The organism is Enterococcus viikkiensis, from assembly GCF_005405345.1.
Taxonomy (GTDB): domain Bacteria; phylum Bacillota; class Bacilli; order Lactobacillales; family Enterococcaceae; genus Enterococcus_A; species Enterococcus_A viikkiensis.
The window spans coordinates 1-23208 of record NZ_BJDW01000030.1 but is presented as its reverse complement, the minus strand read 5'-3'; the positions used below and the strand labels follow the sequence as shown (position 1 = coordinate 23208).

Annotated in this window: 15 protein-coding genes and 2 pseudogenes; 13 read left to right on the top strand and 4 right to left on the bottom strand. The window is 41.1% G+C overall.

Annotation, left to right across the window (positions count from 1 at the left end; genetic code table 11):
* The first annotated feature begins 113 nt into the window (after positions 1–113).
* The 4 genes from FFM67_RS11480 to FFM67_RS11465 all read left to right on the top strand — a co-directional run bounded on the left by FFM67_RS11480 (position 114) and on the right by FFM67_RS11465 (position 5150).
* Positions 114–680 (top strand): NAD(P)H-dependent oxidoreductase, encoded by a 567-nt coding sequence (locus tag FFM67_RS11480; RefSeq protein ID WP_137614690.1) that lies wholly within the window; start codon positions 114–116, stop codon positions 678–680.
* Between the two features lie 624 nt (positions 681–1304).
* Positions 1305–2156 (top strand): DUF368 domain-containing protein, encoded by an 852-nt coding sequence (locus tag FFM67_RS11475; protein WP_137614689.1) that lies wholly within the window; start codon positions 1305–1307, stop codon positions 2154–2156.
* A 317-nt stretch (positions 2157–2473) separates the two neighbouring features.
* On the top strand, positions 2474–3913 hold the full coding sequence (gene proS, locus FFM67_RS11470) for a proline--tRNA ligase (protein ID WP_137614688.1): 1440 nt from the start codon (positions 2474–2476) through the stop codon (positions 3911–3913).
* A 262-nt stretch (positions 3914–4175) separates the two neighbouring features.
* Positions 4176–5150: a D-2-hydroxyacid dehydrogenase gene (locus FFM67_RS11465; protein ID WP_137614687.1), complete on the top strand. Its 975-nt coding sequence runs from the start codon at positions 4176–4178 to the stop codon at positions 5148–5150.
* A 41-nt stretch (positions 5151–5191) separates the two neighbouring features.
* On the opposite strand, the gene FFM67_RS11460 is transcribed toward FFM67_RS11465, so the two are convergent.
* Positions 5192–6127 (bottom strand): aldo/keto reductase, encoded by a 936-nt coding sequence (locus FFM67_RS11460; protein ID WP_137614686.1) that lies wholly within the window; start codon positions 6125–6127, stop codon positions 5192–5194.
* 606 nt (positions 6128–6733) lie between these two features.
* Here FFM67_RS11460 and hisS point away from each other — a divergent pair.
* From hisS to FFM67_RS11440, 4 genes are all read left to right on the top strand, one after another.
* Positions 6734–8032: a histidine--tRNA ligase gene (hisS, locus tag FFM67_RS11455; RefSeq protein ID WP_137614685.1), complete on the top strand. Its 1299-nt coding sequence runs from the start codon at positions 6734–6736 to the stop codon at positions 8030–8032.
* Positions 8033–8056: 24 nt separating this feature from the next.
* Complete coding sequence (gene aspS, locus FFM67_RS11450) at positions 8057–9829, top strand: aspartate--tRNA ligase (protein WP_137614684.1); 1773 nt, start codon at positions 8057–8059, stop codon at positions 9827–9829.
* 103 nt (positions 9830–9932) lie between these two features.
* Positions 9933–10811, top strand: a complete 879-nt coding sequence (locus FFM67_RS11445) for a YitT family protein (protein WP_137614683.1) — start codon at positions 9933–9935, stop codon at positions 10809–10811.
* 148 nt (positions 10812–10959) lie between these two features.
* On the top strand, positions 10960–12831 hold the full coding sequence (locus FFM67_RS11440) for an acyltransferase family protein (RefSeq protein ID WP_137614682.1): 1872 nt from the start codon (positions 10960–10962) through the stop codon (positions 12829–12831).
* A gap of 22 nt (positions 12832–12853) precedes the next feature.
* Here the strand turns inward: FFM67_RS11440 and FFM67_RS11435 are convergent, their stop codons facing one another.
* Together FFM67_RS11435 and FFM67_RS11430 are read right to left on the bottom strand one after the other, a co-directional pair.
* Positions 12854–13129 carry a GIY-YIG nuclease family protein gene (locus tag FFM67_RS11435; RefSeq protein ID WP_137614681.1) on the bottom strand — a complete coding sequence of 92 codons (276 nt, stop codon included), beginning with the start codon at positions 13127–13129 and terminating at the stop codon, positions 12854–12856.
* Positions 13119–13853: a tRNA1(Val) (adenine(37)-N6)-methyltransferase gene (locus FFM67_RS11430; protein WP_137614680.1), complete on the bottom strand. Its 735-nt coding sequence runs from the start codon at positions 13851–13853 to the stop codon at positions 13119–13121. The genes FFM67_RS11435 and FFM67_RS11430 overlap by 11 nt, the downstream gene beginning before the upstream one ends.
* 75 nt (positions 13854–13928) lie before the next feature.
* Here FFM67_RS11430 and FFM67_RS11425 point away from each other — a divergent pair, with 75 nt between their 5' ends.
* The 5 genes and pseudogenes from FFM67_RS11425 (at position 13929) to FFM67_RS11410 (ending at position 22115) form a co-directional block, all read left to right on the top strand.
* The gene (locus tag FFM67_RS11425; RefSeq protein WP_137614679.1) at positions 13929–14558 is read left to right on the top strand and encodes a lysophospholipid acyltransferase family protein; all 630 of its coding nucleotides are present in this window, start codon (positions 13929–13931) and stop codon (positions 14556–14558) included.
* 125 nt (positions 14559–14683) lie between these two features.
* Entirely contained in the window at positions 14684–15814 is a 1131-nt protein-coding gene (locus FFM67_RS11420) for an exonuclease SbcCD subunit D (RefSeq protein ID WP_137614678.1), read from the top strand.
* Positions 15814–16398 (top strand): annotated as a pseudogene (locus FFM67_RS12615) (AAA family ATPase); the annotation flags it as partial. The gene FFM67_RS11420 and the pseudogene FFM67_RS12615, both read left to right, overlap by 1 nt.
* A gap of 885 nt (positions 16399–17283) precedes the next feature.
* A pseudogene (locus FFM67_RS12610) lies at positions 17284–18936 on the top strand (SbcC/MukB-like Walker B domain-containing protein); the annotation flags it as partial.
* Positions 18936–22115, top strand: coding sequence for a DEAD/DEAH box helicase (locus tag FFM67_RS11410; protein ID WP_137614676.1), 3180 nt, complete (start codon positions 18936–18938; stop codon positions 22113–22115). The pseudogene FFM67_RS12610 and the gene FFM67_RS11410, both read left to right, overlap by 1 nt.
* A 14-nt stretch (positions 22116–22129) precedes the next feature.
* Here the strand turns inward: FFM67_RS11410 and FFM67_RS11405 are convergent, their stop codons facing one another.
* Positions 22130–22849, bottom strand: a complete 720-nt coding sequence (locus tag FFM67_RS11405) for an HAD family hydrolase (protein ID WP_137614675.1) — start codon at positions 22847–22849, stop codon at positions 22130–22132.
* Between the last annotated feature and the right edge of the window lie 359 nt (positions 22850–23208).

Below are 23208 nucleotides of genomic sequence, written 5' to 3'. Positions count from 1 at the left end.
TCTTTTTGTAAGTTCACTAACTTTAGTCTCTTCTTAGTTTTTTTGACATCTAATTGACATCTAAATGCAATATTTATGTGCTATTTTTAAAAAAAGGACTGAAGGAGAAAATTATGACAACGACGCTGATTATCGATCATCCTTGGAAAGAAAGTTTCAATCATCAATTATTAAATACGTTGATAGCAGGGTTAGAGGAAGATCAAAAAATCTACAAAGTGATTGATTTGTATAAAGACGGTTTTGATCCTGTCATGAAGACAGAAGAACTGGCTGGTTATCAGAATGGATTGGTTCTTGATCCATTAGTGTTACACTACATGAATTTATTACGAGAGACCACGCAATTAGTAATTGTTTTTCCAATTTGGTGGTATAGTTCACCAGCAAGTTTAAAGGGCTTTCTTGATAAGGTCCTGCTAAATGAATTCGCTTTTTTTGATGGTGGAAATGGAATCCAGCCTTTATTGTCGATTGAGTCGGTCATAGTTTTTACTACTTCGGATCAACCAACGGAAGAGTTGGAGCAACATTGTACGAGAAGCTACAAGCATCAATTAACAACGACCTTGGAAGATGTTGGGCTACGAAATATTTCATGGTATCATCTTGGTTCATTGAAGCAGTTAGGTGAGGACGAGCGGCAAGCCTATTTATCTTCTGCCTATAACAAGCTCTAAAAAAGATTTGAAGCTCATTTGACTTGAGCCTCAAATCTTTTTATTATTTAGTCAAACTTTATCATGAGATTCTTTTAGGCTGTGAGGATCTTGTGGACAATCAGAAGATAATCATTGTAGAAAAAGTTGTTTCTGAACCTCACAGCTCATTAGAGATAGGCCTAATGCCAGCGGCAGCGATCAAAACGATGCCTTTTAGTTCAGTGCTTTTGAACCAGGGTGCTAGGATTCACGATAACTAGTGTGTTGTCCCTCGCAACATTTAAGAGATTGATTTTTTCTGGCAATAAGTCTCAATGGGTTTCTTCAGTGGAAGGAGATCGCCCTTGACTAATTTGTAAGCGGCTCATTCACTCTATAAATAAAGCATCAGAATGGAGGCCTATTTTGGTGGCTAAAGAGCGGTGTCTAATCAAAGTTAGAAGGAATTGGCAAAACTTCAAAAATTTCTTTAAGTTTTTGACCTGAGCTTAGTGTGAGGTCTTGCGCCCTATTCTTTTTATCGGTACACTTGCTAAGGTGAAGCTGCTGATCGTTTGGCAGCAACGCAATAATCGAGAGTTAGGTATTTTTCTGATTCGAGAAATAGTTGTTAGCAACGAATTTAGGAGGACTTGTTTTTTTATGGAAAACGAAAAAGTTACACAGCCGAATAAAAGCGACTGGTTTTTACGCTTCATTAAGGGAATGTTCATCGGCTCAGGATTTATCTTACCGGGAGTGAGTGGTGGTGCCTTAGCCGCAGTCTTCGGGATTTACGAACGGATTATATCATTTTTAGCACATATTACGAAAAACTTTAAAAAGAATGTTTTGTTTTTTATTCCCGTGGGGCTCGGTGGACTGACCGGTGTTTTCGTTCTTTCCTTTGCGGTTAGTTTTTTATTAGGGCAGTTTGAAACGATTATGTTATGGTTTTTTGTTGGCTGTATCATTGGGACGGTTCCTGCGTTATGGAATGAAGCAGGGAAAAAAGGTCGTAATACAAAAGATCTAATTATTTTGGCAGTGAGTTTTATTGTAGGCTTTTGGTTTTTATGGAAAGGCTCAAGTCTTTTCGGAACCGTGGATCAAAATTTTTTCACGTGGATGATTGCTGGAGCTTTGATAGGACTCGGCTTGATTGTACCAGGACTCAGCCCTTCAAACTTTTTAGTTTATATGGGGATGTACAAAGCAATGGCTGACGGCTTCAAGACTGTTGATATGGGTGTAATTATTCCAATCGGGATTGGCGGTTTAATCACTGTTTTGAGTTTATCAAAGGTGATGGACTGGGTATTTAATCGTTATTATGCACCGATGTATCACTTTATTTTAGGAATTGTTTTTGCTTCGACGGTTATGATTGTGCCGACAGATTACAGTGGGATCGGCTTTTTAGGATTTATCGGCTGCGCGGTTTTATGTTTCCTTGGTGCGGCTTTAGGCTGGTGGATGAGTCGTTTAGAAGAACGATATGTACCGGAAGATTAGAAAAAAATAAATATTTTACTTGCAATTTTCATGAGAAGCCTTTAACATGGTGTTAAGCATTTGGAATAGTAATAAATTTTATCGGCAGCAGAGAGTTGATTCACCGTCTGAAAGATCAACGCGTCCACTGAGATTTATGAACCTACCAAAGAGGATTGTCGTGAAAGCGACACGCGACTCTAGCGTTATTGGAGCTGAAAGTTGGATCAACTAAGTTTGATCAAGCAAGGTGGTACCGCGAAATTATCCGTTTCGTCCTTACAATATGTAGGGACGGAACGGTTTTTTTTATTTTCAATTTTTAGGAGGATGCGTGAATGACAAATTTACAAAAAGAAGATTTTTCAAAATGGTATTTACAAACGATTCAAAAAGCTGACTTGATGGATTATTCACCTGTTCGTGGCTGTATTATTTTTAAAGCAGATGGCTGGGAATTATGGGAACACATCCAAGAAGATTTCAATAAATATCTAAAAACTCAGGATATTCGGAATGTCTACTTCCCAATGCTGATTCCTAAACATTTCTTGGAAAAAGAAGAAGAACACGTTGAAGGATTTGCACCAGAATTGCCTTGGTTGACAAAAGTTGGCGATGAGCCTTTAGAAGAGCCTTACGCATTGCGTCCGACTTCTGAAACCTTGATCGGGGATGCTTTTTCTAATTGGATCAATTCTTACCGTGATCTTCCATATGAAATCAACCAATGGGCGAATGTTTTCCGTTGGGAGAAAAAGACAATGCCATTCTTGCGTACGTCAGAATTTTTATGGCAAGAAGGCCATACCGCGCATGAATCAGAAGAAAGCGCTCGTGAACGGACAATGGCAATCTTGGAAGCTTATGCGACCTTAATCGAAGATACTTTAGCGATCCCTGTGTACCGGGGACAAAAAACACCGTCTGAACGTTTTGCAGGCGCTGTGGATACGTATTCTGTCGAGGCGATGATGCGTGACGGAAAAGCCGTCCAAGCAGGAACGTCTCATTACCTTGGTCAAAACTTTGCAGAAGCCTTTGATATTAAATTCTTGAACCGTAACAATGAACACGAACATGCGTATACAACTTCATGGGGAATTTCTACTCGTTTAATCGGTTCATTGATCATGGTTCATGGTGATGAACAAGGATTAGTGTTGCCGCCAAAAGTTGCACCAACGCAAGTTGTTTTAGTTCCCGTTGGACCATGGCAAAAGAAACCTGAAATTTTAGATCGTTTGAAGGAATTGAAAGCTTCTTTGGCGCAAAAAGATTTACGTGTCCGTATTGATACAACAGACAATACACCAGGGTTCAAATTCAATGAATGGGAACTTAAAGGGGCAGCATTACGTGTCGAATTTGGTCCACGTGATTTAGAAAACAATCAAGCCGTTATTAAAATGCGTGACTTGGATGAGAAAGAATCCGTTTCACTAGACGGCATTGAAGAATACATTGTTGACCAATTAGATGTGATGCAAAAACGCTTATTCGATAGTGCCGCTAAACGCTATAAAGAAAATGAACATACGGATATTGATACGCTTGATGAGTTAAAAGCTCATATTGAAAAATCAAAAGCTGCTGGCGAAGTACCTGGATTTGTCTTAATCGGATGGGACGGAACGGAAGAAACCGAAGCGAAGATTAAAGAAGAAACTGGCTTTACCACGCGTAATATTCCATTTAATCCACCGGTTGAAAAAACGGTCGATATCGTTAGTGGAAAACTTGCGAAGCATACCGTTTGGATCGCTCGCGCTTATTAATTAAAGAAGTCCGCCACAGAATCACTTTATAAAAAGTTTTCGCAAATACTGTTTAAATCAATCAGCCACCAGTATGCAGGACGATTAGGAATTTAGTTTCCCAAAGGTTGATCTGTGCGGTTATATTCTTAGAGTCTGAAGGAATCATTCGTGATTCTTTCAGGCTTGTTTTTTAGCTTTTCCAGTTAAAAATGCTCTATATACTTTCCATTTGGTTTCATTTTTAGTATTTTATAGAAAACGGTTAAACAGGAGGAAAAGGATGAAAATTGTCGTGCTGGATAGTTTCGCGTTGAACCCAGGAGATTTAAGTTGGGAAGGGTTTGAAAAATTTGGAGAAGTGAGACTTTACGATCGAACCTCCTATACTGACAAACAAGAAATCATTCAGCGAATTGGGAATGCGGATGTGATTCTTACTAATAAAACACCGATTGATGAAGAAGTACTTCAGGCTGTTCCACAATTAAAATATATCGGTGTACTGGCGACGGGTTATAATGTAGTGGATATTGCCGCAGCGAGCAAGCGGGGAATTCCAGTCACCAATATTCCGTCCTATGGGACAAATGCAGTGGCACAATTTACATTTGCTCTATTGTTAGAAATAGTAAACCGAGTCGGTCTGCATAATGAATCGGTTCATCAAGGAGAGTGGCAGCGTAGTAAAGATTTCACGTATTGGCACACACCTTTAATGGAATTAAGCGGAAAAACAATTGGCTTGATTGGGTTCGGAGAGATTGCGCAAGCAGTAGCTGATATTGCACGTGCCTTCAAGTTAAAAATAATTTTTTGGAATCATCGGGAAAAAAATTCTCCCGACTGGGTAGAACAAGTTTCATTGAAAGAACTTTATCAGCAAGCAGATATTATTAGTTTACACGTACCGCAAACAGAGGAAACAACCAAGATGATCAATCAAGCCGCCATCAATCAGATGAAAACGGGTGTGATTTTGATTAATACGGCCCGCGGAGGATTGCTAGACGAATTAGCGGTAGCGAATGCGTTGAATGAAGAAAAAATTTATGCTTTAGGTGCAGACGTAGTTTCTAAAGAGCCTATGACCAGAGACAATCCGTTATTAGAAGCTAAGAATTGTTTCCTTACTCCTCATATTGCTTGGGCGCCAATCGAAACGCGAGAGCGGTTGATGGAGATTGCTCTAGATAATTTAAGTGACTTTCTTGCGGGCGAGGGAAAAAATATCGTAAATAAGACCATGACGAACTAAACGTCATGGTCTCTTCGTGGCTGTCTAACCAGAAATGATGACTAACGAAACAGAGTGTTGATTTGCTCGAAGTCGGGTTGCGTTAATCGAATATCCACAGCTTTCGCATTTGCTTCGACTTGTTCCGATTGTTTTGCGCCGGGAATAACGACGTCAATTTGGGGATGCTTCATATACCAAGCCAGTACCAATTGAGCCACCGTTGCATCGTAAGTGTTCGCAAGTGGTTTTAATTGATCAACCTTTGTGACAATTTCTTTAAAACGTTCGCCTTTGAAGTCGGGATTTTTGCTACGAAGATCACTGTCTTCAAAGTTAGCTTCTTTGTTATACTTACCTGTCAGCAAGCCAGAAGCCAATGGGAAATAGGGGACAAAACTAATATGATTTTCTTTTAAATAAGGAAACAAGTCTTTTTCAACTTCCCGATGAATTAGGCTGAAGCGGTCTTCTACGATATCGACATAGCCGTCTTGATTGGCTTCTTTTAACTGTTCTAGTGAAAAGTTTGATACACCAATCGCACGGATTTTTCCTGCTTCTTTTAATTCATGCAAAGCAGCTACCGCTTCGTTTTTGGGTGTGGTTTCATCTGGAAAATGAATATAAAAAATATCGATGTAATCCGTTTGCAGGCGTTTCAACGCAGCTTCCACTGCATCCTTTAAAAATTCCGGCGAGTTATTGAATTTTCCCCCTCGATTTGGATCATGAGCAGCTTTTGTTGCAACAATCACTCGTGAACGGTCAAATTCAGGTTCTTGCAAGACTTCACCGATCAATTCTTCTGAACGGCCTCGTCCATAAGAGTAAGCGGTATCTAACAATGTGATTCCATTGTTAAGCGCAGCTCGAACGACTTCTTTTCCGTTTTCATCCGCTAAGTTTGGATAGAGATTATGTCCGCCGACGGCATTGGCTCCTAAACCTAACGCGCTAGCATATACTTGTGATTTTCCGATTCGTACTTCTGACATACTATTCACTCCTCATTTTGCTTGAATTGGCAAACGTGCCATCTTTTTTTAGTTTAGAATAAAGCGAAAAAAAAAGCGAATAATCCTTATTATCATCGATTGATCACCTGAAATCACTTGACTTTCTAACTTTTTTTTAGTAGCGTAATAGAAGATAAAAAACATCTAAGAAGGAACGAGTAAATTACTGAAGACGTACAGGAAAAATTGCCTTGGCTGAAAGCAATTTCGTAGTAAGTAATCGAAAGACAGTCTGGAGATGAGTGCGTGCAAAGCCACTCCGTTACGCAAGCGTTAATTGCTAGAGAAAAGAGGAAACTCTTTTAAAAAATAGGTGGTACCGCGATTATTTCGCCCTTGTTCGAGACGAACAGGGGCTTTTTTTTGTCGATCTGACTTTCGCCGTTTGTTACAAGCTGAAGTGAATTAAGGGATTTTCTCTAAGAGAATGTGGAATACCGTTTCACTAGATGATACGCGAAACGACGACACAACATTTTTCGATTTTTGAAAAATGTCTCTATTGAATGGAGATAGCGGCAGTTTTTTCACCTGCTATACGTTAATTATTACAAAAACAATACCTATCATAAAAGGAGACTTACCATGAGTTATCAACGACCTAAAGGGACCAATGATATTTTACCTGGAGAAAGCAGCAAGTGGCAATTTGTTGAAGAGACCGCACGCTTAGTTTTTAGTGATTACCAATACCAAGAAATCCGCACCCCTATCTTTGAACACTACGAAGTGATCGCTCGTAGTGTCGGGGACACAACGGATATCGTTTCAAAAGAAATGTATGATTTTCACGACAAAGGCGATCGCCATGTAACGTTACGTCCAGAAGGAACGGCGCCGATTGTTCGGGCGTACGTAGAAAATAAATTGTTTGGACCAGAATTCAAGAAGCCGTACAAGGTTTATTATACAGGCCCAATGTTCCGTTATGAACGTCCGCAAAAAGGGCGTTTGCGTCAATTTCATCAAATTGGAGTCGAAGCTTTTGGCAGTGAAAATCCAAGCTTAGACGTTGAAGTGATGGCTATGGCAATGGATTTCTTTAAACAATTAGGTATCAATCAAGTACGATTAGTCATCAATACGTTAGGGGACAAAGAAACCCGAAGCAAGTATCGCCAAGCATTGATTGAATACTTGGAAGCCCATGAGGCAGAGCTAAGCGAGGATTCGAAACGCCGCTTACATGAAAATCCATTACGGGTTCTAGATAGTAAGGATCGTAAGGATCAGCCAGTCGTTGCGGACGCGCCAAGTATTTTGGATTATTTAAGTGATTACGCGAAGGAATATTTTGAAGGCGTGACTAAAACGCTAGAATATTTAAACATCCCTTACGAAATCGATCATCGAATGGTTCGCGGCTTGGATTATTATAATCATACGATTTTTGAGATCATGAGTGATGCACCAGGGATGGGCGCGCAAACAACGATTTGTGGCGGCGGCCGTTATGATGGCTTAGTTGAAGAACTTGGCGGACCAGAAACACCTGGGATTGGGTTTGCGATGGGGATTGAACGAATCTTGCTGACTTTAGAGCAAGAAGACGTGATGATACCCGACGCGACTAATTTGGATGCTTACGTTGTTGGTTTAGGTGAGACGACGAATATGGAGTCGTTAAAAGTTGTTCAAGCGATTCGCGGCTTTGGTTTTTCTGCTGATCGTGACTTCATGGGACGCAAGGCTAAAGCGCAATTCAAAACAGCGGACAAAGAAGGCGCTAAGCTGGTCTTAACTTTAGGAGAAGATGAATTAACTAATGGTGTGATCAATGTGAAAGACTCTGCAACGAGAGAAGAAAAGGCTTTTCCATTGGCGGATTTGTATGAAGACTTCGCAGCAATTTACGATGAAATGACAGCACCAAAATTTAATTAAAAGAAATGGTAGGAGGAATAAAAAATGGCTAGACGTACTGTCTATTGCGGACGCGTGTCCGAAGAATATTTAGAGCAACAGGTAACATTAAAAGGGTGGGTCCAAAAACGTCGTGACTTAGGTGGGTTAATCTTTATTGATTTGCGTGACCGTGAAGGTGTTGTGCAAGTGGTCTTCAACCCTGAAGAATCAAAAACAGCTTGGGAAGTGGCAGATCAATGCCGCAGCGAGTTTGTTGTTGAAATTACCGGAACTGTGATCCGTCGTGATGCAGGTGCTGTCAATAAAAAAATGAGTACGGGTGAGTTTGAAGTCAAAGGTGAAGACATTACGATTTTGAACAGTGCCAAGACACCACCGTTCTCAATTGAAGATGAACAAAATATTAGCGATGAAGTTCGTTTGAAATACCGCTACATGGATTTACGTCGTCCAAAAATGGCGAAAAATATCATGATGCGTCATCAGTTGACGAAATCTGTTCGTCGTTTCTTAGATGACAATGATTTCTTAGATATCGAAACGCCTTACTTGGCAAAATCAACACCAGAAGGCGCGCGGGATTACTTGGTGCCTTCACGAGTGCATGCGGGACATTTTTATGCGTTGCCGCAATCACCGCAAATTTTGAAACAATTATTAATGACGGCCGGCTTTGACCGTTATTATCAAATCGTCCGTTGTTTCCGTGACGAAGATTTACGTGGTGATCGCCAACCTGAATTTACTCAAATTGATATCGAAACCAGCTTTTTGACTGCTGAAGAAATTCAAGAATACACGGAAGCGATGATCGCACAAGTGATGAAGGATGTACGTGGTATCGAAGTAACATTGCCATTTCCTCGGATCACTTGGGACGAAGCGATGGAACGTTATGGCTCTGACAAACCGGATACACGATTTGAGATGGAATTGATTGATGTGACTGAGATTGCTGCTGCGACAGATTTCAAAGTTTTCCGGATGGCATCAGACAATGGCGGCGTCGTTAAAGCCTTAAATGCGAAAGGTGCGGCTGACAAATATTCTCGTAAAGAATTGGATCGTTTAGGTCAATTTGTTGGTCAATTTGGTGCAAAAGGCTTGGCTTGGATCAAGGTTGATGAAAATGGAGAATTGACTGGACCAATCGCGAAATTCATGGGGGGCGTCAGTGATGAATTGAAGAAAGCAACAAATGCAGAAGCTGGCGATGTATTGATGTTTGCGGCAGATCAATTTTTGACTGCTGTGACGGCTTTAGGCGCAGTTCGTTCAAAAGTTGGGAAAGAGCTAGGCTTGATTGATGAAGATCGTTTCGATTATTTATGGGTCGTTGACTGGCCGCAATTTGAATTTGACCAAGAAGCGGGTCGTTACGTGTCTGCTCACCATCCTTTCACAATGCCAATGGAAAAAGATATTGAAAACTTGAAGGATCATCCAGAAAAAGTTTATGCCCAAGCGTATGATATCGTCTTGAATGGTTATGAATTAGGTGGTGGTTCATTGCGTATCAATACTCGCGAATTGCAAGAGCAAGTCTTTGAAACGTTAGGCTTCACTCGTGAAAGTGCCAATGAACAATTTGGCTTCTTGTTAGAAGCATTAGATTATGGTTTCCCTCCAATCGGCGGAATCGCTCTTGGCTTGGATCGTTTCGCGATGTTGTTAGCTGGTGAAGACAATATTCGTGAAGTGATTGCCTTTCCTAAAAATGGGAAAGCAGCAGATCCGATGTCAGATGCACCAAGTACCGTTTCTCCACTTCAACTTTATGAGTTGAGTATTGATGTTACAAAAGTAGAAGAATAAGAAAATACTAAGAGATGCACCTGCCTCCACGGTAGGTGCTTTCTTTTTTTCATGAAAATACGTATAATGTGATTGAATTTTTGAAATGAGGCGGAAGTACATGATGAAAAAGAAGATAGAGGAGTGGCCCCATCACGATTATGCCACCCGCTTATCTGTCGCAGTTGTTTATGCATTTTTAGCGGCGATTGCCGTAAACTTTTTTTACCAACCCGGACATATCTATTCTAGCGGGGCAACAGGGTTTGCCCAAATATTGACGACCTTGTCTCATCGGGTGGTAGGTTTTACCGTACCAGTATCAGTCACGCTGTTCTTAATCAATGTGCCGTTGTTTTTCTTGGCATGGTTCAAGATCGGTCATAAATTTACTATTTTTACCTTCATCACTGTATTTTTAACGTCCTTCTTTATCCATATTATTCCTGAAACGACCTTGACTAAGGACCCAATCATCTGTGCAATTTTTGGCGGTGCGATTATGGGTGTGGGGATCGGTTTTGCGTTGAAGAACGGCTTGTCATCGGGTGGGCTAGATATTCTAAGTATCACGATTCGCAAACGTACAGGGCGTTCAGTGGGGTCGATCTCGATTATTTTTAACGTCATGATTATGCTGATGGCCGGAATTCTATTTAGTTGGCAATATATGTTCTATTCTGCGTTGGCGATTTTTATGAGCGGTAAATTAACCGATGCGCTTTATACAAAACAACGGAAGATGCAGGTTATGATCGTTACCAAATGTCCTGATCGTGTCATCGAAGGGATTCAAGATCAAATGCGCCGCGGGATCACAATTATTAATGAAGCAGAAGGTGCTTATAAGCATGACAAGCAGACAGTTTTATTTACGGTCGTGACGCGCTTTGAGTTGCCAATGCTTGAGACGATTATGCGAGAGACAGATCCGCAAGCCTTTGTCAGCATCTCTGAAAATGTTCGAATTTTAGGACGCTTTTACGAAGAAACGATGGATTGAAGCTGGAACGATTTTTGTTCCAGCTTTTTTTCAATAAATTGTTTAGGAAATCCTTTTTTTCTTGCGAAAATGTTGCAGTTTACCGCGTTTGAACGTATAGTTAAAACTGGTATTTTATTGATATTCTATAGTAAAGTTGGAAAAAAATATGGGAAAAAGGCTTAAAAATAGCCGTTATATTACTGGCTTTGATGGCATTCGTTCTTTAGCAGTAATAGGCGTTATCTTATATCACTTGTTGCCTTCGCAAATGCGCGGTGGGTATTTGGGAGTTCCAGTTTTCTTTGCGGTCTCCGGTTATTTGATTACTGATTTGCTTTTACAGGAATGGAAGCAGACAGGAAAAATAAACATTAAACAATTTTATTATCGGCGTATGAAGCGATTGTATCCAGCGCTTGTGGCGATGCTGATCGGTGCTTCTGCCTACATCACTTTATTTCAGCGTAATCTATTAAACAATTTACGAGGCAATGTCCTTAGCAGCTTGTTTTATGTGAACAATTGGTGGCAGATCAATCACGGAATGTCTTACTTTGATCGATTTGCTGGCGAATCGCCGTTCACCCATATTTGGTCATTGGCAGTGGAATCACAAAACTATTTGATCTGGCCGGTCGTGTTCGTTCTCTTGATGAAATTTGTAAAAAACAAAGCCAATGTTTTTTTGGGTATTTTAGGAGCCGCCCTGGTCTCAGCCATTTTAATGGCGGTCTTGTATGTTCCCGGTTCTGATCCAACAAGAGTTTATTATGGGACGGATACTCGCTTATTCTCTATCCTACTTGGGAGCGCGTTGGCGTTTGTTTGGCCAAGCACTCGCTTAAAATCACAAATTCCGCCGCAGGCCAAACGGATTTTGAATGGTGCAGGATTAGTTACGATGATTTTATTGATTCTCTCATTTTTATTTTTACGAGATGACCTGACCTTTGTCTATTATGGCGGTATGTTTTTAGTCAGCCTTCTGAGTGTCTTGTTAGTAGCGATTACCGCACATCCTGGTGCGAGTTTGAATCGCTGGTTGACGAATCCGGTCTTTAGCTGGATCGGCAAACGTAGCTACGGGATTTATTTGTATCAGTTTCCAGTCATGATCTTTTATGAAGCGAAGGTAAATGTTGCGAATCATATTTTTCTTCATACAATCATAGAAGTTCTTTTGATTGGCTTAGTTACTGAGCTATCTTACCGGTTTGTAGAGAAGCCATTACGCTACTTCAATTATCGTAAGAGCTTTACTACGTTGAAAAATTCTTTTTATGCACCGCTAAAAAGTCGGCGCAAAATTGGCTTTATTTTCAGCGGTCTGCTTACACTAATTGCTGTTGTGGGGATTATCATTGCACCGGCAAATCAAGTCGATGCCAATCAACAAGCGTTACAAAAACAAATTGAGCAAAATAAAAAGGCCGCGGATAAAACCGAAACGGTGCAATCCAGCAGTGAAACTCAACAGACAGATCAAACGACTGAAAGCTCCGAGGCGCCAAAAAGTCTGGCGGATAAGTATAGTTTGAGTAACCGCGAAATAACGAAGGCAAAAAAATTCAAAATTACTGCTTTTGGCGATTCTGTGTTGCTAGCTGGTTCGAAAGGACTGACAGAAATCTTCCCTAAAATGGTGGTTGATGGAGAAGTTGGCCGACAATTGAAAGATAGCCCGCCACTATTGCAGGCGTTGAAGGATAAGGGTGAATTAAACGATACGATTTTGCTAAGTTTAGGGACGAACGGCGCCTTTAGTCAAGAAGATTTTGCACAAATCATGCATGTTTTAGGGGATAAGCATCAGGTCTTTGTTCTAAATACCCATGTACCAACGCGTCGTTGGCAAAATGATGTGAATAGTACTTTAGAGGCAGTCGCGAAGGAGTATAAAAACGTCCACTTGATTGATTGGTATGGATACAGCAATGCGCATCCGGACTGGTTCTATGATGATCAAGTTCATCCCAATGAAGATGGTTCAATCTATTACTGTTCGTTGATCGCAAAAGAAATTTTAAAAGGACAATAAATAAAAACGTTTTGTGAGGCACTCACAAAACGTTTTTTGCTTGTTGAATCTGTAAGTAGTGTTCTTTTTGTTTACGAGTTAATTTTTTAAAGGCAGCTTCGGCTTTGGTAGCCTCACTGCGGGTCGTGAAGTGTTCCGCATGGATCATTTTCACCGGTCGGCGGCTTTTGGGGTGAGTATATTTTGCGCCGGTCCCAGCATTGTGCTCTTTCAAACGCCGAGCCAGTTCAGTCGTATAGCCGCCATAAAAGGAGTCGTCGCTGCAAAGTAAAACGTAAAAATAATGATCAGTTGCCATAAAGCATCTCCTGTAAGGCGGGTGAGTAGCTGCCAGAGTCGTCATAAGTATATAATGGTGGCAGAAAACGCAAACCATCTTTCTTGCCATCTTTGATTCCTTCGATTAAAAGGGCATTGGCTTCTTTTCCTGGCTTCGGATAAACGAATTGGATTCGTTTTGGCGCGATTCGATTGGCTCGCAAGCAATCGACAATTTCTAAAAAACGATCCGGACGATGTACCATTGCAAAGCGGCCGTTCATTTTTAATAATTTTGCCGAGACTTGAACGACATCGGCTAACGTCGCATGGATTTCGTGACGAGCAATGGCTAAGTGAGGATTCGGATTTTTCTTACTAGTTGGCAGTTCTTTAAAATAAGGCGGATTGCAGACAACTAAGTCGGTCGAATCGGCACGAAAAAGGTCAAACGTATTTTTTAAATCTAATTCGTGCATCGTTAATTGATTTTCTAAGTGGTTCAGTGCAATGCTGCGCTGTCCCATATCAGCTAAGCGGGGCTGCAATTCAATCTGGTCGATAGTAGAAGATGTCTTGCGACTCAAAAAAAGTCCAACAGCACCATTGCCGGCACACAGATCAATAATTTTGCCATATTTAGGTGTTCGCGCAAAATTGGCTAAAAGCACTGCGTCAATTGAGAAAGAAAAGACTTCTGAACTTTGGATAATTTGAATATCTTCTGCGTAAAGTTGGTCGATTCGTTCACCTTTTTTTAACAATTTCAATTGCCCCCTTAAAAAAATCATACCGTTGTATTATACTACGTTTAGTTAGATAACTGAAAGGAAGAAAAAATGTTTTTTAAAATTATTCGTGTGATCGCTCGAGGAATTTTAGCGGTCGTTAATGGCAATGCCCATTATCAAAATCAAGATAAATTACCAGAGGGGAATTATATTTTAGTTGCTCCTCATCGGACGTGGTGGGACCCAGTTTATATGGCGTTAGGCGCATCACCGAAACAATTTAGTTTCTTAGCGAAGGCGGAGCTGTTTAAGAATCCAGTGTTGCGGTTTATCTTAGTCCACTTGAATGCTTTTCCGGTGGATCGTGACAAGCCCGGTCCAAGCGTAGTCAAGAAGCCAGTCAAAATGCTGAAGGACTCAGACAAAAGCTTGATCATGTTTCCTAGTGGGACCCGTCATTCCTCTGAATTAAAAGGCGGGATGGCATTGATTTCTCGTTTGTCAAAAAAGCCAATCGTACCGTCTGTTTATCAAGGACCAACGAAGTTTTCCCAGTTGTTCAAACGGACACCGGTGATTATTCGCTTTGGCGATCCGATCGATCTTTCAGATATTAAAAAAATGGACAAAGCTGGTTTAGCAGAAGTCGAACGTCGAGTACAAGGTGCTTTCGATCAGCTGGATCATGAGATCGATCCTAATTTTAAATACGTGGCTAAAGAAAAGAACGCTGATTAATTTCAGCGTTCTTTTCTTTGGTTATACAAGATTTTTTCTAAGGCATCATCTACTTACTAAGCAGAAAAAAATAGGGAATCGTGTTATACTTTTGGGAAGGACTAAATGAGGAAAAGGGTGGATCAATGAAAGTTTTACATACGGCTGACTGGCATATTGGCAAAAAGTTACATGGCTATGACCTACTGTCAGACCAAGCATATATTCTTGATCAAATACTTAAAATCGCTAAAACAGAAGCGGTAGATGCAATTATCATTGCGGGAGACTTATACGATCGTTCTGTCCCTTCTGAAGACAGTGTCCGGTTATTAAATCAAACGATCGCTAAATGGAACTTAACGGAAGGCTTTCCTCTGCTGGCAATATCAGGCAATCATGACAGTGCCACTCGTTTGGCTACTGGGGCCCCATGGTTCAATCAAGCTAATTTTCATCTCCATACTCGGTTACAAGAGGCCTTCACACCGATCGTAATGGGGAACGTCCAATTTTATTTACTGCCTTATTTTGAGCCAGTTGATGCGCGGATCTATTTTGAAGATTCAGAGTTACGGACGATTCAATCAGCGATGCCAAAAGTCATTGAGGAAATGAAGGCTAGTTTTGATCCGGCAATGAGTCAGATTCTAGTTAGTCATTTTTTTGTTGCTGGTAGCAGCAAAACTGATTCTGAGACGAAGATCGAAGTTGGCGGCTTAGACGGGATCAATGGACGATTATTAACGGATTTTGATTATGTCGCGCTGGGCCATCTTCATGGAAAAGATGCCTTGAAGTTGGAAAATGCCCGCTATAGCGGGTCCCCTTTGAAATATTCATTATCGGAGAAGGATCAGACGAAGGGGGTTTGGATCGTTGATACGGAGACAAGTGCGTTTACTTTTCATGAATTGACTCCACTCCACGAGATTCAAGAGCTACATGCTAGTTTTGAGGAGCTGCTAGATCCAGTTTATTATGGAAAGATTGAGCGAGAAGATTATTTATCTATTCTTCTAGAAGATCGGGCTGTCATTCCGAATCTAATGAATCAGCTACGACAAGTCTATCCGCGAATCATTCAAGTTCAACGGCTCAACGGCTATGAAACAGCGGTAGAGAATCGTTTGAAGGCTAAGAGTCTTAAGGCATACTCACCAATCCTTTTGACTGAAGAATTTTTCACTGAAGTTTCCCAAACGGAGTTGTCACCCCAACAGAAGCAGTGGGTCGAAGAAGGACTGCAAGTGCTGATTAAAGGAGGGATCAACTGATGCTTCCAAAAAAAATCATCATGGAAAATTTTGGCCCGTTCTTACATGAAGAAGTGGACTTCGAACAAATGACTGAAGCGCCTTTGTTTTTGATCAGTGGTAAGACCGGCGCAGGGAAGACGACTATTTTCGATGCAATCACCTTTGCTTTATACGGGGATGCATCCGGCGGTGTGCGTTCTTCCAATGAGATTCGTTCGTCCTTTGCTGAGTCTTCGGAGGAGACCCGAGTCCAATTTCTCTTTGAGCACCAAGGAAGAAATTATTCCATTGAGCGCTGGCCCAAACAGACTTTAGCCAAGAAAAATGGCAAAGGAGAGACGACGAAAAATCAAAAAGTTCAATTAAGTGTCTTTAACGATTTAGGACAAGAAGCTGAGGCCTATACAAAGGTCGATGCGGTAAATGACGTGATCTATCAGATTCTACATTTACAAAAAGATCAGTTCAAGCAGATCGTAATGCTACCACAAGGGGAATTCCGCACCTTTTTGAATGCCAATAGTACGGAAAAAGAAATGGTCCTGCGTAGTTTGTTTGGAACGAATTTTTATCGCAATTTTACTGAGAATCTAAAAATCCAGAAACAAGAATTAGAGCAATCGGTAGGCGATTTGACGACTCGGATCGATCAATTATTTCAGCAAGTGTTAAGTGAAAAAGGCCTGACCTATGAAGAATCCTTGAATCTGGCTAGCGTATATCTAACTGAGGAAGAACAGATATTGCAGACTGAGAAGCTCGCATTGTCTGACAAACAGCAGGAGTTAAAAAATTCCCAGTTACAATTCCAAAAAGCGCAGGAACTAGCTGAAACCTTTCAGCACTATCGTAGTGCTCAGCAAACCTTGCAGCAATTAGATGCACGCTTGCCAGAAATCGAAGAAAAGAAAAAGCAACTGGTCCGTGGGAAGAAAATCCAACAGATTCGTCCAACCTTTGAACGAGTCGAAGAATTAAGCAGGCTGCAGAAACAGCAAAGTTTAGAAGAAACAGCTAATCGACAGCAGGAAGAAGCCCTGCAGGAGCAAACCGAGCAGTGCCAAACGGTAGGTGCTAAATTCGACCAGCAACGCCCTGAATGGCTTGAAAAAGAAAAGGAGAGTCAACGATTAATTTCCCTCTTGCCTCTCGTTAAACAGCGAGAACAGTTGTTACAAGAAAAACAGGCGCTGACAGATCAGTTGATAAAGCAAAAAACACAGCAAACCCAGATCAATGAAGAATTGAAACGGTCAGAAGAGCAGCAGAGGGACTTAACGTACAAAATCAGCACTGAAAAAAAATGGCAGGATCGCCGTTATCAAGAATTGCAATTTCAGCAAAGGGTTGACCAGTTACAAGCGCTGGCAGACCAAGTTTTCCAACAGCAGGAAGAGGAAGAAGATCAGCAGATTCAATTAGCTCAATTGGTTGAAACCGTTAGCCAAACGAGTAATCGCTTAACGGGTGAAACCGGCGAGTACAAAAAATTAAAAAGCCAATGGGCAGCTGCTGAGATTGCTCGGTTAAGTTTAGAACTGTTGCCTGGCGAGCCTTGTCCTGTTTGCGGTTCTAAGGAACACCCCGCACCAGCGCAACATGCGCAGCTCGGAACGGAAGATTTGGTTCAGCTGCAACTAAAGCTTGAGGCCAAAGAAACTCAAATCAAAGAATTGGCGACGTTGAAGGAACAAACAGAAGCACGCTATGAAATAGCGAAGCAAGCGTTTGATCAGTTACAATCTCGACGTTTAGCCGTTCAAGAAGAACTGGAGCAGCAACTCCATCAATACCATAATGCCTTATCTGACTATTATCAAAGGAGTGTTGAGGCAGAGATAAAAGGGCTGGAAGAGTTTCTTTCAGATCGGCAAAGAGAAACTAGTAAGGCGTTGTCGGAGATTGCTGAAGCAGAAGACACTCTTCAGACGCTAAAAGCGGAAACGAAAGTCGCCGAAAGAACAAAGAGTGCGCTGGAAACGAAGCTGATGACGATTCAAAGTGAAAGTCAAACATTGGAGGGCCGGATTGCTAGTCTGATTGAGCAGACGGAGCAGTGGCAGTTAGACAGTTTGCAAACGCGAATTGATGAACTCACACAAGCACTAGCAGATTACCAAAATCGGTTGAAAAAATATCAAGACGACGTAAAGGAAATCGAACAGCGGAAAATTCGTTTACAGGAAAATCAAAAACTTTTGAAAAAACAACAGCAAGTAACGGTTGAACAATTAACCGCTCTCCAAGCACAGTTGCAAGAACAGTTGACTACTGCAGAATTAGTACAAGCCGATTTACAAGCGCCGATTAAAAACCTTGCTGAGTTAGAAGAAGATATCACAGATTTTCAGCAACAAGTATTATTAATAAACGACCGAATCAACCGACTGCTTGAATTGGTTCAAGATCAGAAAGAACCGGATCTAAACCAATTGCAGAACGTGTTACAAGAAAAAGAAGAGCAAGTCTCAACGTTTCAACAGCAGTATTTTGCAAAAGAGAACCAACTCAAACAGCAACGTGAGATTGTTCAGCAAATCCAGCAGCTCCAGAAAAAAAGTAAAAAGCAATTAGACGAATTAGGTCAGTTGTTGCAACTTTATCAAACAATGAATGGGGATAATCCGCAAAAGATCAGCCTAGAGCGCTATGTTTTACAGTGGTATCTAGCGGAGGTCTTACAAAGTGCCAATCAACAACTCAATCAATTGACGAAAGGACGCTACCGTTTCGAGTTGAATCAAGCAACCGGTCGTTCAAAAGGGAATACCGGGTTAGAGATCAATGTCTACGATGACAATGCTGGCTCGACTCGCAGCTCCCATACTTTATCTGGCGGCGAAAGTTTTATTGCCGCATTGTCGCTGGCGTTGGGCTTAGCGGAAGTGATCCAGAATCAAGCGGGTGGTGTGGCGATTGAAGCTTTGTTTATCGATGAGGGCTTTGGTTCATTGGATGAAGAAGCGCTGGAGATGGCGATGGAAGCATTAGAAGGAATTGAGAACGCGGGACGAATGATTGGCATCATCAGTCACGTGAGGGAATTGAAAGAGCGTATCCCACAACAAATTATTGTGGAGACTAGCGGTACGGGACGTAGCAGTATTCGTTACCAGCTAGAAGGATGGAGTGAAAGGTAATGAGATGGAGTATTCCAGAAAAAGTAATTGAACGCGGCAGAACCTATTTAAAAGAAGGACGGGTCTTATCAGTTGAAGCAGATCCGGCTCGTCGTGTTTGGCATGGAGAAGTATTAGGTAGCGAACTTTATCTGGTTGATTTAGATGGCAGCGGCAAAGAAAATGATATTTGCGCCTGCCCTTATTGGGAAGAACACGGCTACTGTAAACATACGGTAGCGGTGGAATTGTATTTGCGAGAAAAAGGCTTATCGCGAGTAATCAAGCCTGAAACAGTTTTACCTAAAAAAATGGAGAGTAGTGTCTCCTTTGCTGATTTATTGAACCAAGGCTTTTCACGTTTAGAAAAGGAAGCCGAGCCATTGCAATCATTATTCGTTGATTTTGTAGTAGAAGCGATTCCAACGAACCCTTACCATCCCGAGCTGGACGTATTGGCTGTCTCTTTGCGAATCGGGAGTAACTTAAATAAACGCAGTTATATTGTGAAAAATTTATATGACTTCTTGCATGCGTATCAAACGGATTCAGCTTATACGGTGAATAAGCAATACCGATTCCAAATCGAAGCGGGAGCGTTCGATCCGACCTGTCGCGATCTGATCGAGGATTTAGTCGGGATTAGCGAAACCTATCAGTTATTAGGTAAGGCTGGCTTGCAAGTTAAAGGTAAGCTGGATAAACGGTATCTCTTATTACCAGTTCATCGAATGCAGGAATTGTTAAAGGCGATGGAAAAAACGGGGAATTTGAGTATCAAGCTAGGGGAAAAAACCTATACGGAAGTTCATGAAGGACAAGAGTTGCCTTTATTATTTACGTTAGAGAAACGCGACGAAAATGATTTTGGCTTGACGATTGAAGATCGCTTCACGAGTTATTATAGTAATTATTTTTTAGGTTTTATTGAAAATTCCTATTACTTAATGACGCATGAACAACAAGATACGTATATCACGTTGAAGCAATTGATGAAACGCTTGAAGGAACCGGTTATCACGTACGAACAGCGGCAACTTTCGCAGTTATTCACAGAAGTCTTTCCTTATTTACGGAAAATCGGCCGAGTTGCAGTCTCTGGTGATGTTTCGGAAATCATGCAAGAAGAACCGTTGCGGGCCGTCGTGATCTTTCGAAAAATCAAAGGCATGATTAAAGCCGAGGCAGAATTTCATTATGGCAAAGCTTATTTTTCAACCAATGAAGAACATCAGCCAAAATTGCCTCACAATGTCGAAATTTTAAGAGATCGTAAGAAAGAGCAGTTGATCTTGGACTTATTCGATACGTATCGATACCAAAAAGTCGATACCGGATTTGAAAAGAAGATACCAATCAAAGACAATTTGTATTATTTCTTTAAAGTCGAAGTGGAGGAATTTCGTAAATATGCCGAAGTTCGGATGGGCAAAAAGTTGCGACAGCTCTTCTTAGATGGTGAAGAATTCCAACCTATGATTGAAGTCGATCAGTCGGGTTCATGGCTAGACATCAAATTTGATGTAACGGGAATTGATGCTCATGAAATCGATCATGTATTGAATAGTTTGCTGCGAAAAGATCGGTTCTATACGTTAGACAATGGTGAGGTGCTGTCTTTTGATTCAGAAGCGTTTCAGCAAACTAGCGAAATGATCGGTCAATTAAGAGAAAAAATCAATGCAAAAGACGGCTTGATTCGTTTACCGAAGAGTCAGGGGATCATGCTTGAGCAACGGTTGAAAGAGAATCCACAAGCGCAGTTCAGTGAAAGTTTTACCGCGATGGTACAGGATTTGACGCATCCAGAAGATTATCAAGTTCCTCTACCGGAAAATTTGCAAGCGACATTACGACCTTATCAAGCAGCTGGATTTCGCTGGTTGAAAATGCTAAGTGATTATGGCTTTGGTGGGATTTTAGCCGATGAAATGGGTCTTGGAAAAACCATTCAAGTGATTACCTTCCTATTGGCAGAAAAAGCGCAGCAGCCAATTAAGGCATTGATCGTGACTCCAGCCAGTTTAGTTTATAACTGGCAAGCAGAAATAAAAAAATTCGCTCCTAGTCTAAATTCTTGTGTCGTTTCCGGCAGCCGCGCTGATCGTGAACAAGCACTAGCTGAAGCAGACGAGATCGTGATTACCTCTTATGCCAGCTTACGTCAGGATATTGATCTGCATGAACAAGCCGCTTATCAATATATGATTTTGGATGAAGCGCAAATGATTAAAAATGCATCTACGAAAACGTCTAGCGCGTTGCGAACATTACAAATTCCGCATCGTTTTGCCTTAAGTGGTACGCCGATCGAAAATAATTTGGAAGAATTATGGTCACTCTTCCAAACGGTGATGCCGGGATTCTTCCCAAGCATCGGGCGCTTCCGTCAAATGGCAGTTGCTGAAATCGCCAAGATGATTCAGCCCTTCGTTTTACGACGGGATAAAGATACGGTCTTGCAAGAGTTGCCTGAACGAATTGAATCCAATGTATTAAGTAGCTTGACTGAAGAGCAAAAGACGGTTTATCTGGCCTACTTGAAGCGGATGAAGCAAGAAGTCGATCAGATGGATTCGGCTACTTTCCGCAAACAGCGAGTAAGTATTCTGGCTGGATTGACACGTCTACGGCAAATTTGTGATGACCCACGTCTCTTTATGGAAGGCTACGAGGGCGGTTCTGGAAAACTGGAACAAGTGAAGGATTTAATTAAAACTGCCAAAGAAAATGGACGGCGTGTTCTGTTATTCTCACAATTTACCAGCATGCTTTCGATTATCGAGAAAGAATTTGCCGAAGAAGGACTCTCAAGCTTTTATTTACGAGGCAGTACGAAAGTCCAAGATCGCTTAAAAATGGTAGATGCCTTTAATGCAGGTGAAAAAGATGTTTTTCTAATCTCTCTGAAAGCCGGCGGGACAGGATTGAACTTGACAGGGGCTGATACGGTGGTTTTATATGATCTATGGTGGAATCCGGCTGTTGAAGAACAAGCAGCTGGACGTGCTCACCGAATTGGACAGAAAAAGGTCGTTGAAGTGTGGCGGATGATTGCCGAAGGAACGATTGAGGAACGAATGAATCAACTGCAGCAAGAAAAACGTGAACTTTTCCAAAAAGTGATCCAAGGCAACGAAGAACAAACTAACAAACTGACTGAAGAAGATATCCGGATGATCTTGAGTCTTGGAGAATAAAAAAATTGCGGCGCTTAGCGCTGCAATTTTTTTTCGTTTAACAGTCGTTCTTTTAACTGAGCAAAACTGTTGATTTCTAGGTCGTAGATAGCGGACTGTCCCGCAGGAAGCTCACGCCCTTGATGATTAAACCACCAGACTTGCCAACCGGCAGACTTAGCGCCGACGACGTCATTCTCAAAGCTGTCGCCGATATATAAAATCGTATCAGTTGGTAGCGTTAATTTTTCTGCCATCAAATGAAAAATTTCAGGATCGGGTTTTTGAATCTGGAGAGCGTCAGAAATAAAAATATTTTCTGACTTGATCCACTTTGTCAGCTTCAGGGCGTTGATTTTTTGATTCTGACGAATGACAGGTCCGTTTGTAATGACGGCGATAGGTATTTTTTTCTGTGTCAAAAAATCAAGAATTTCTCTCATTTCAGTCGGCAGGGAAATATGGTTCAATGCTGTATCATAAGCAGCCTGAAATTTAGTGAAGTCGGCAGTTGCCGCATCAAAATCAAAATCTTCTAATGCCAAACGAATTCGTTCGTGCCGCATTTTCTCTAATGACCATTCACCAGAAATTGATTTCATATAATGAAGATCGCTGTAATAGCGAAATTGAATAAAAAGAGCCTGCATTTTTTCATCAGGGAAAGTTGGAAAAAGTTCTTTGATCGCCTGTGCAAAAGGTTCCTGTTGTGCATATAAGGTATCATCTAAATCAAATACAATTGCTTGAATCATGGAATCACTCCTAATGATTTTATTAAGGATAAATGGGTCTGCTGCCTAGTTCGCAATTCTTCGCCATTACGTTACTATTATAGCAAATAAGCAGAAAACTAGCTTTTTTAAATTGTTCTTGTTATGTTATTGATGTTGGAAAAATAGGAAAAAAACATCTTAATAAATCAATCAAAAATATGCACAAGAGAAAAAATAATGATTGGAATGCTAGAATGGCGGCTAATTATCAACTCTACCATTCTTTGGAAACTCCTTAAAAATTTTGAATTATTTTGAATGTCTTAATTGTCAAATTAAGTTAGACAAATCATCAATACTTACGTAACTCAAAAATACTTCCAAAGGTGTTCGATAAT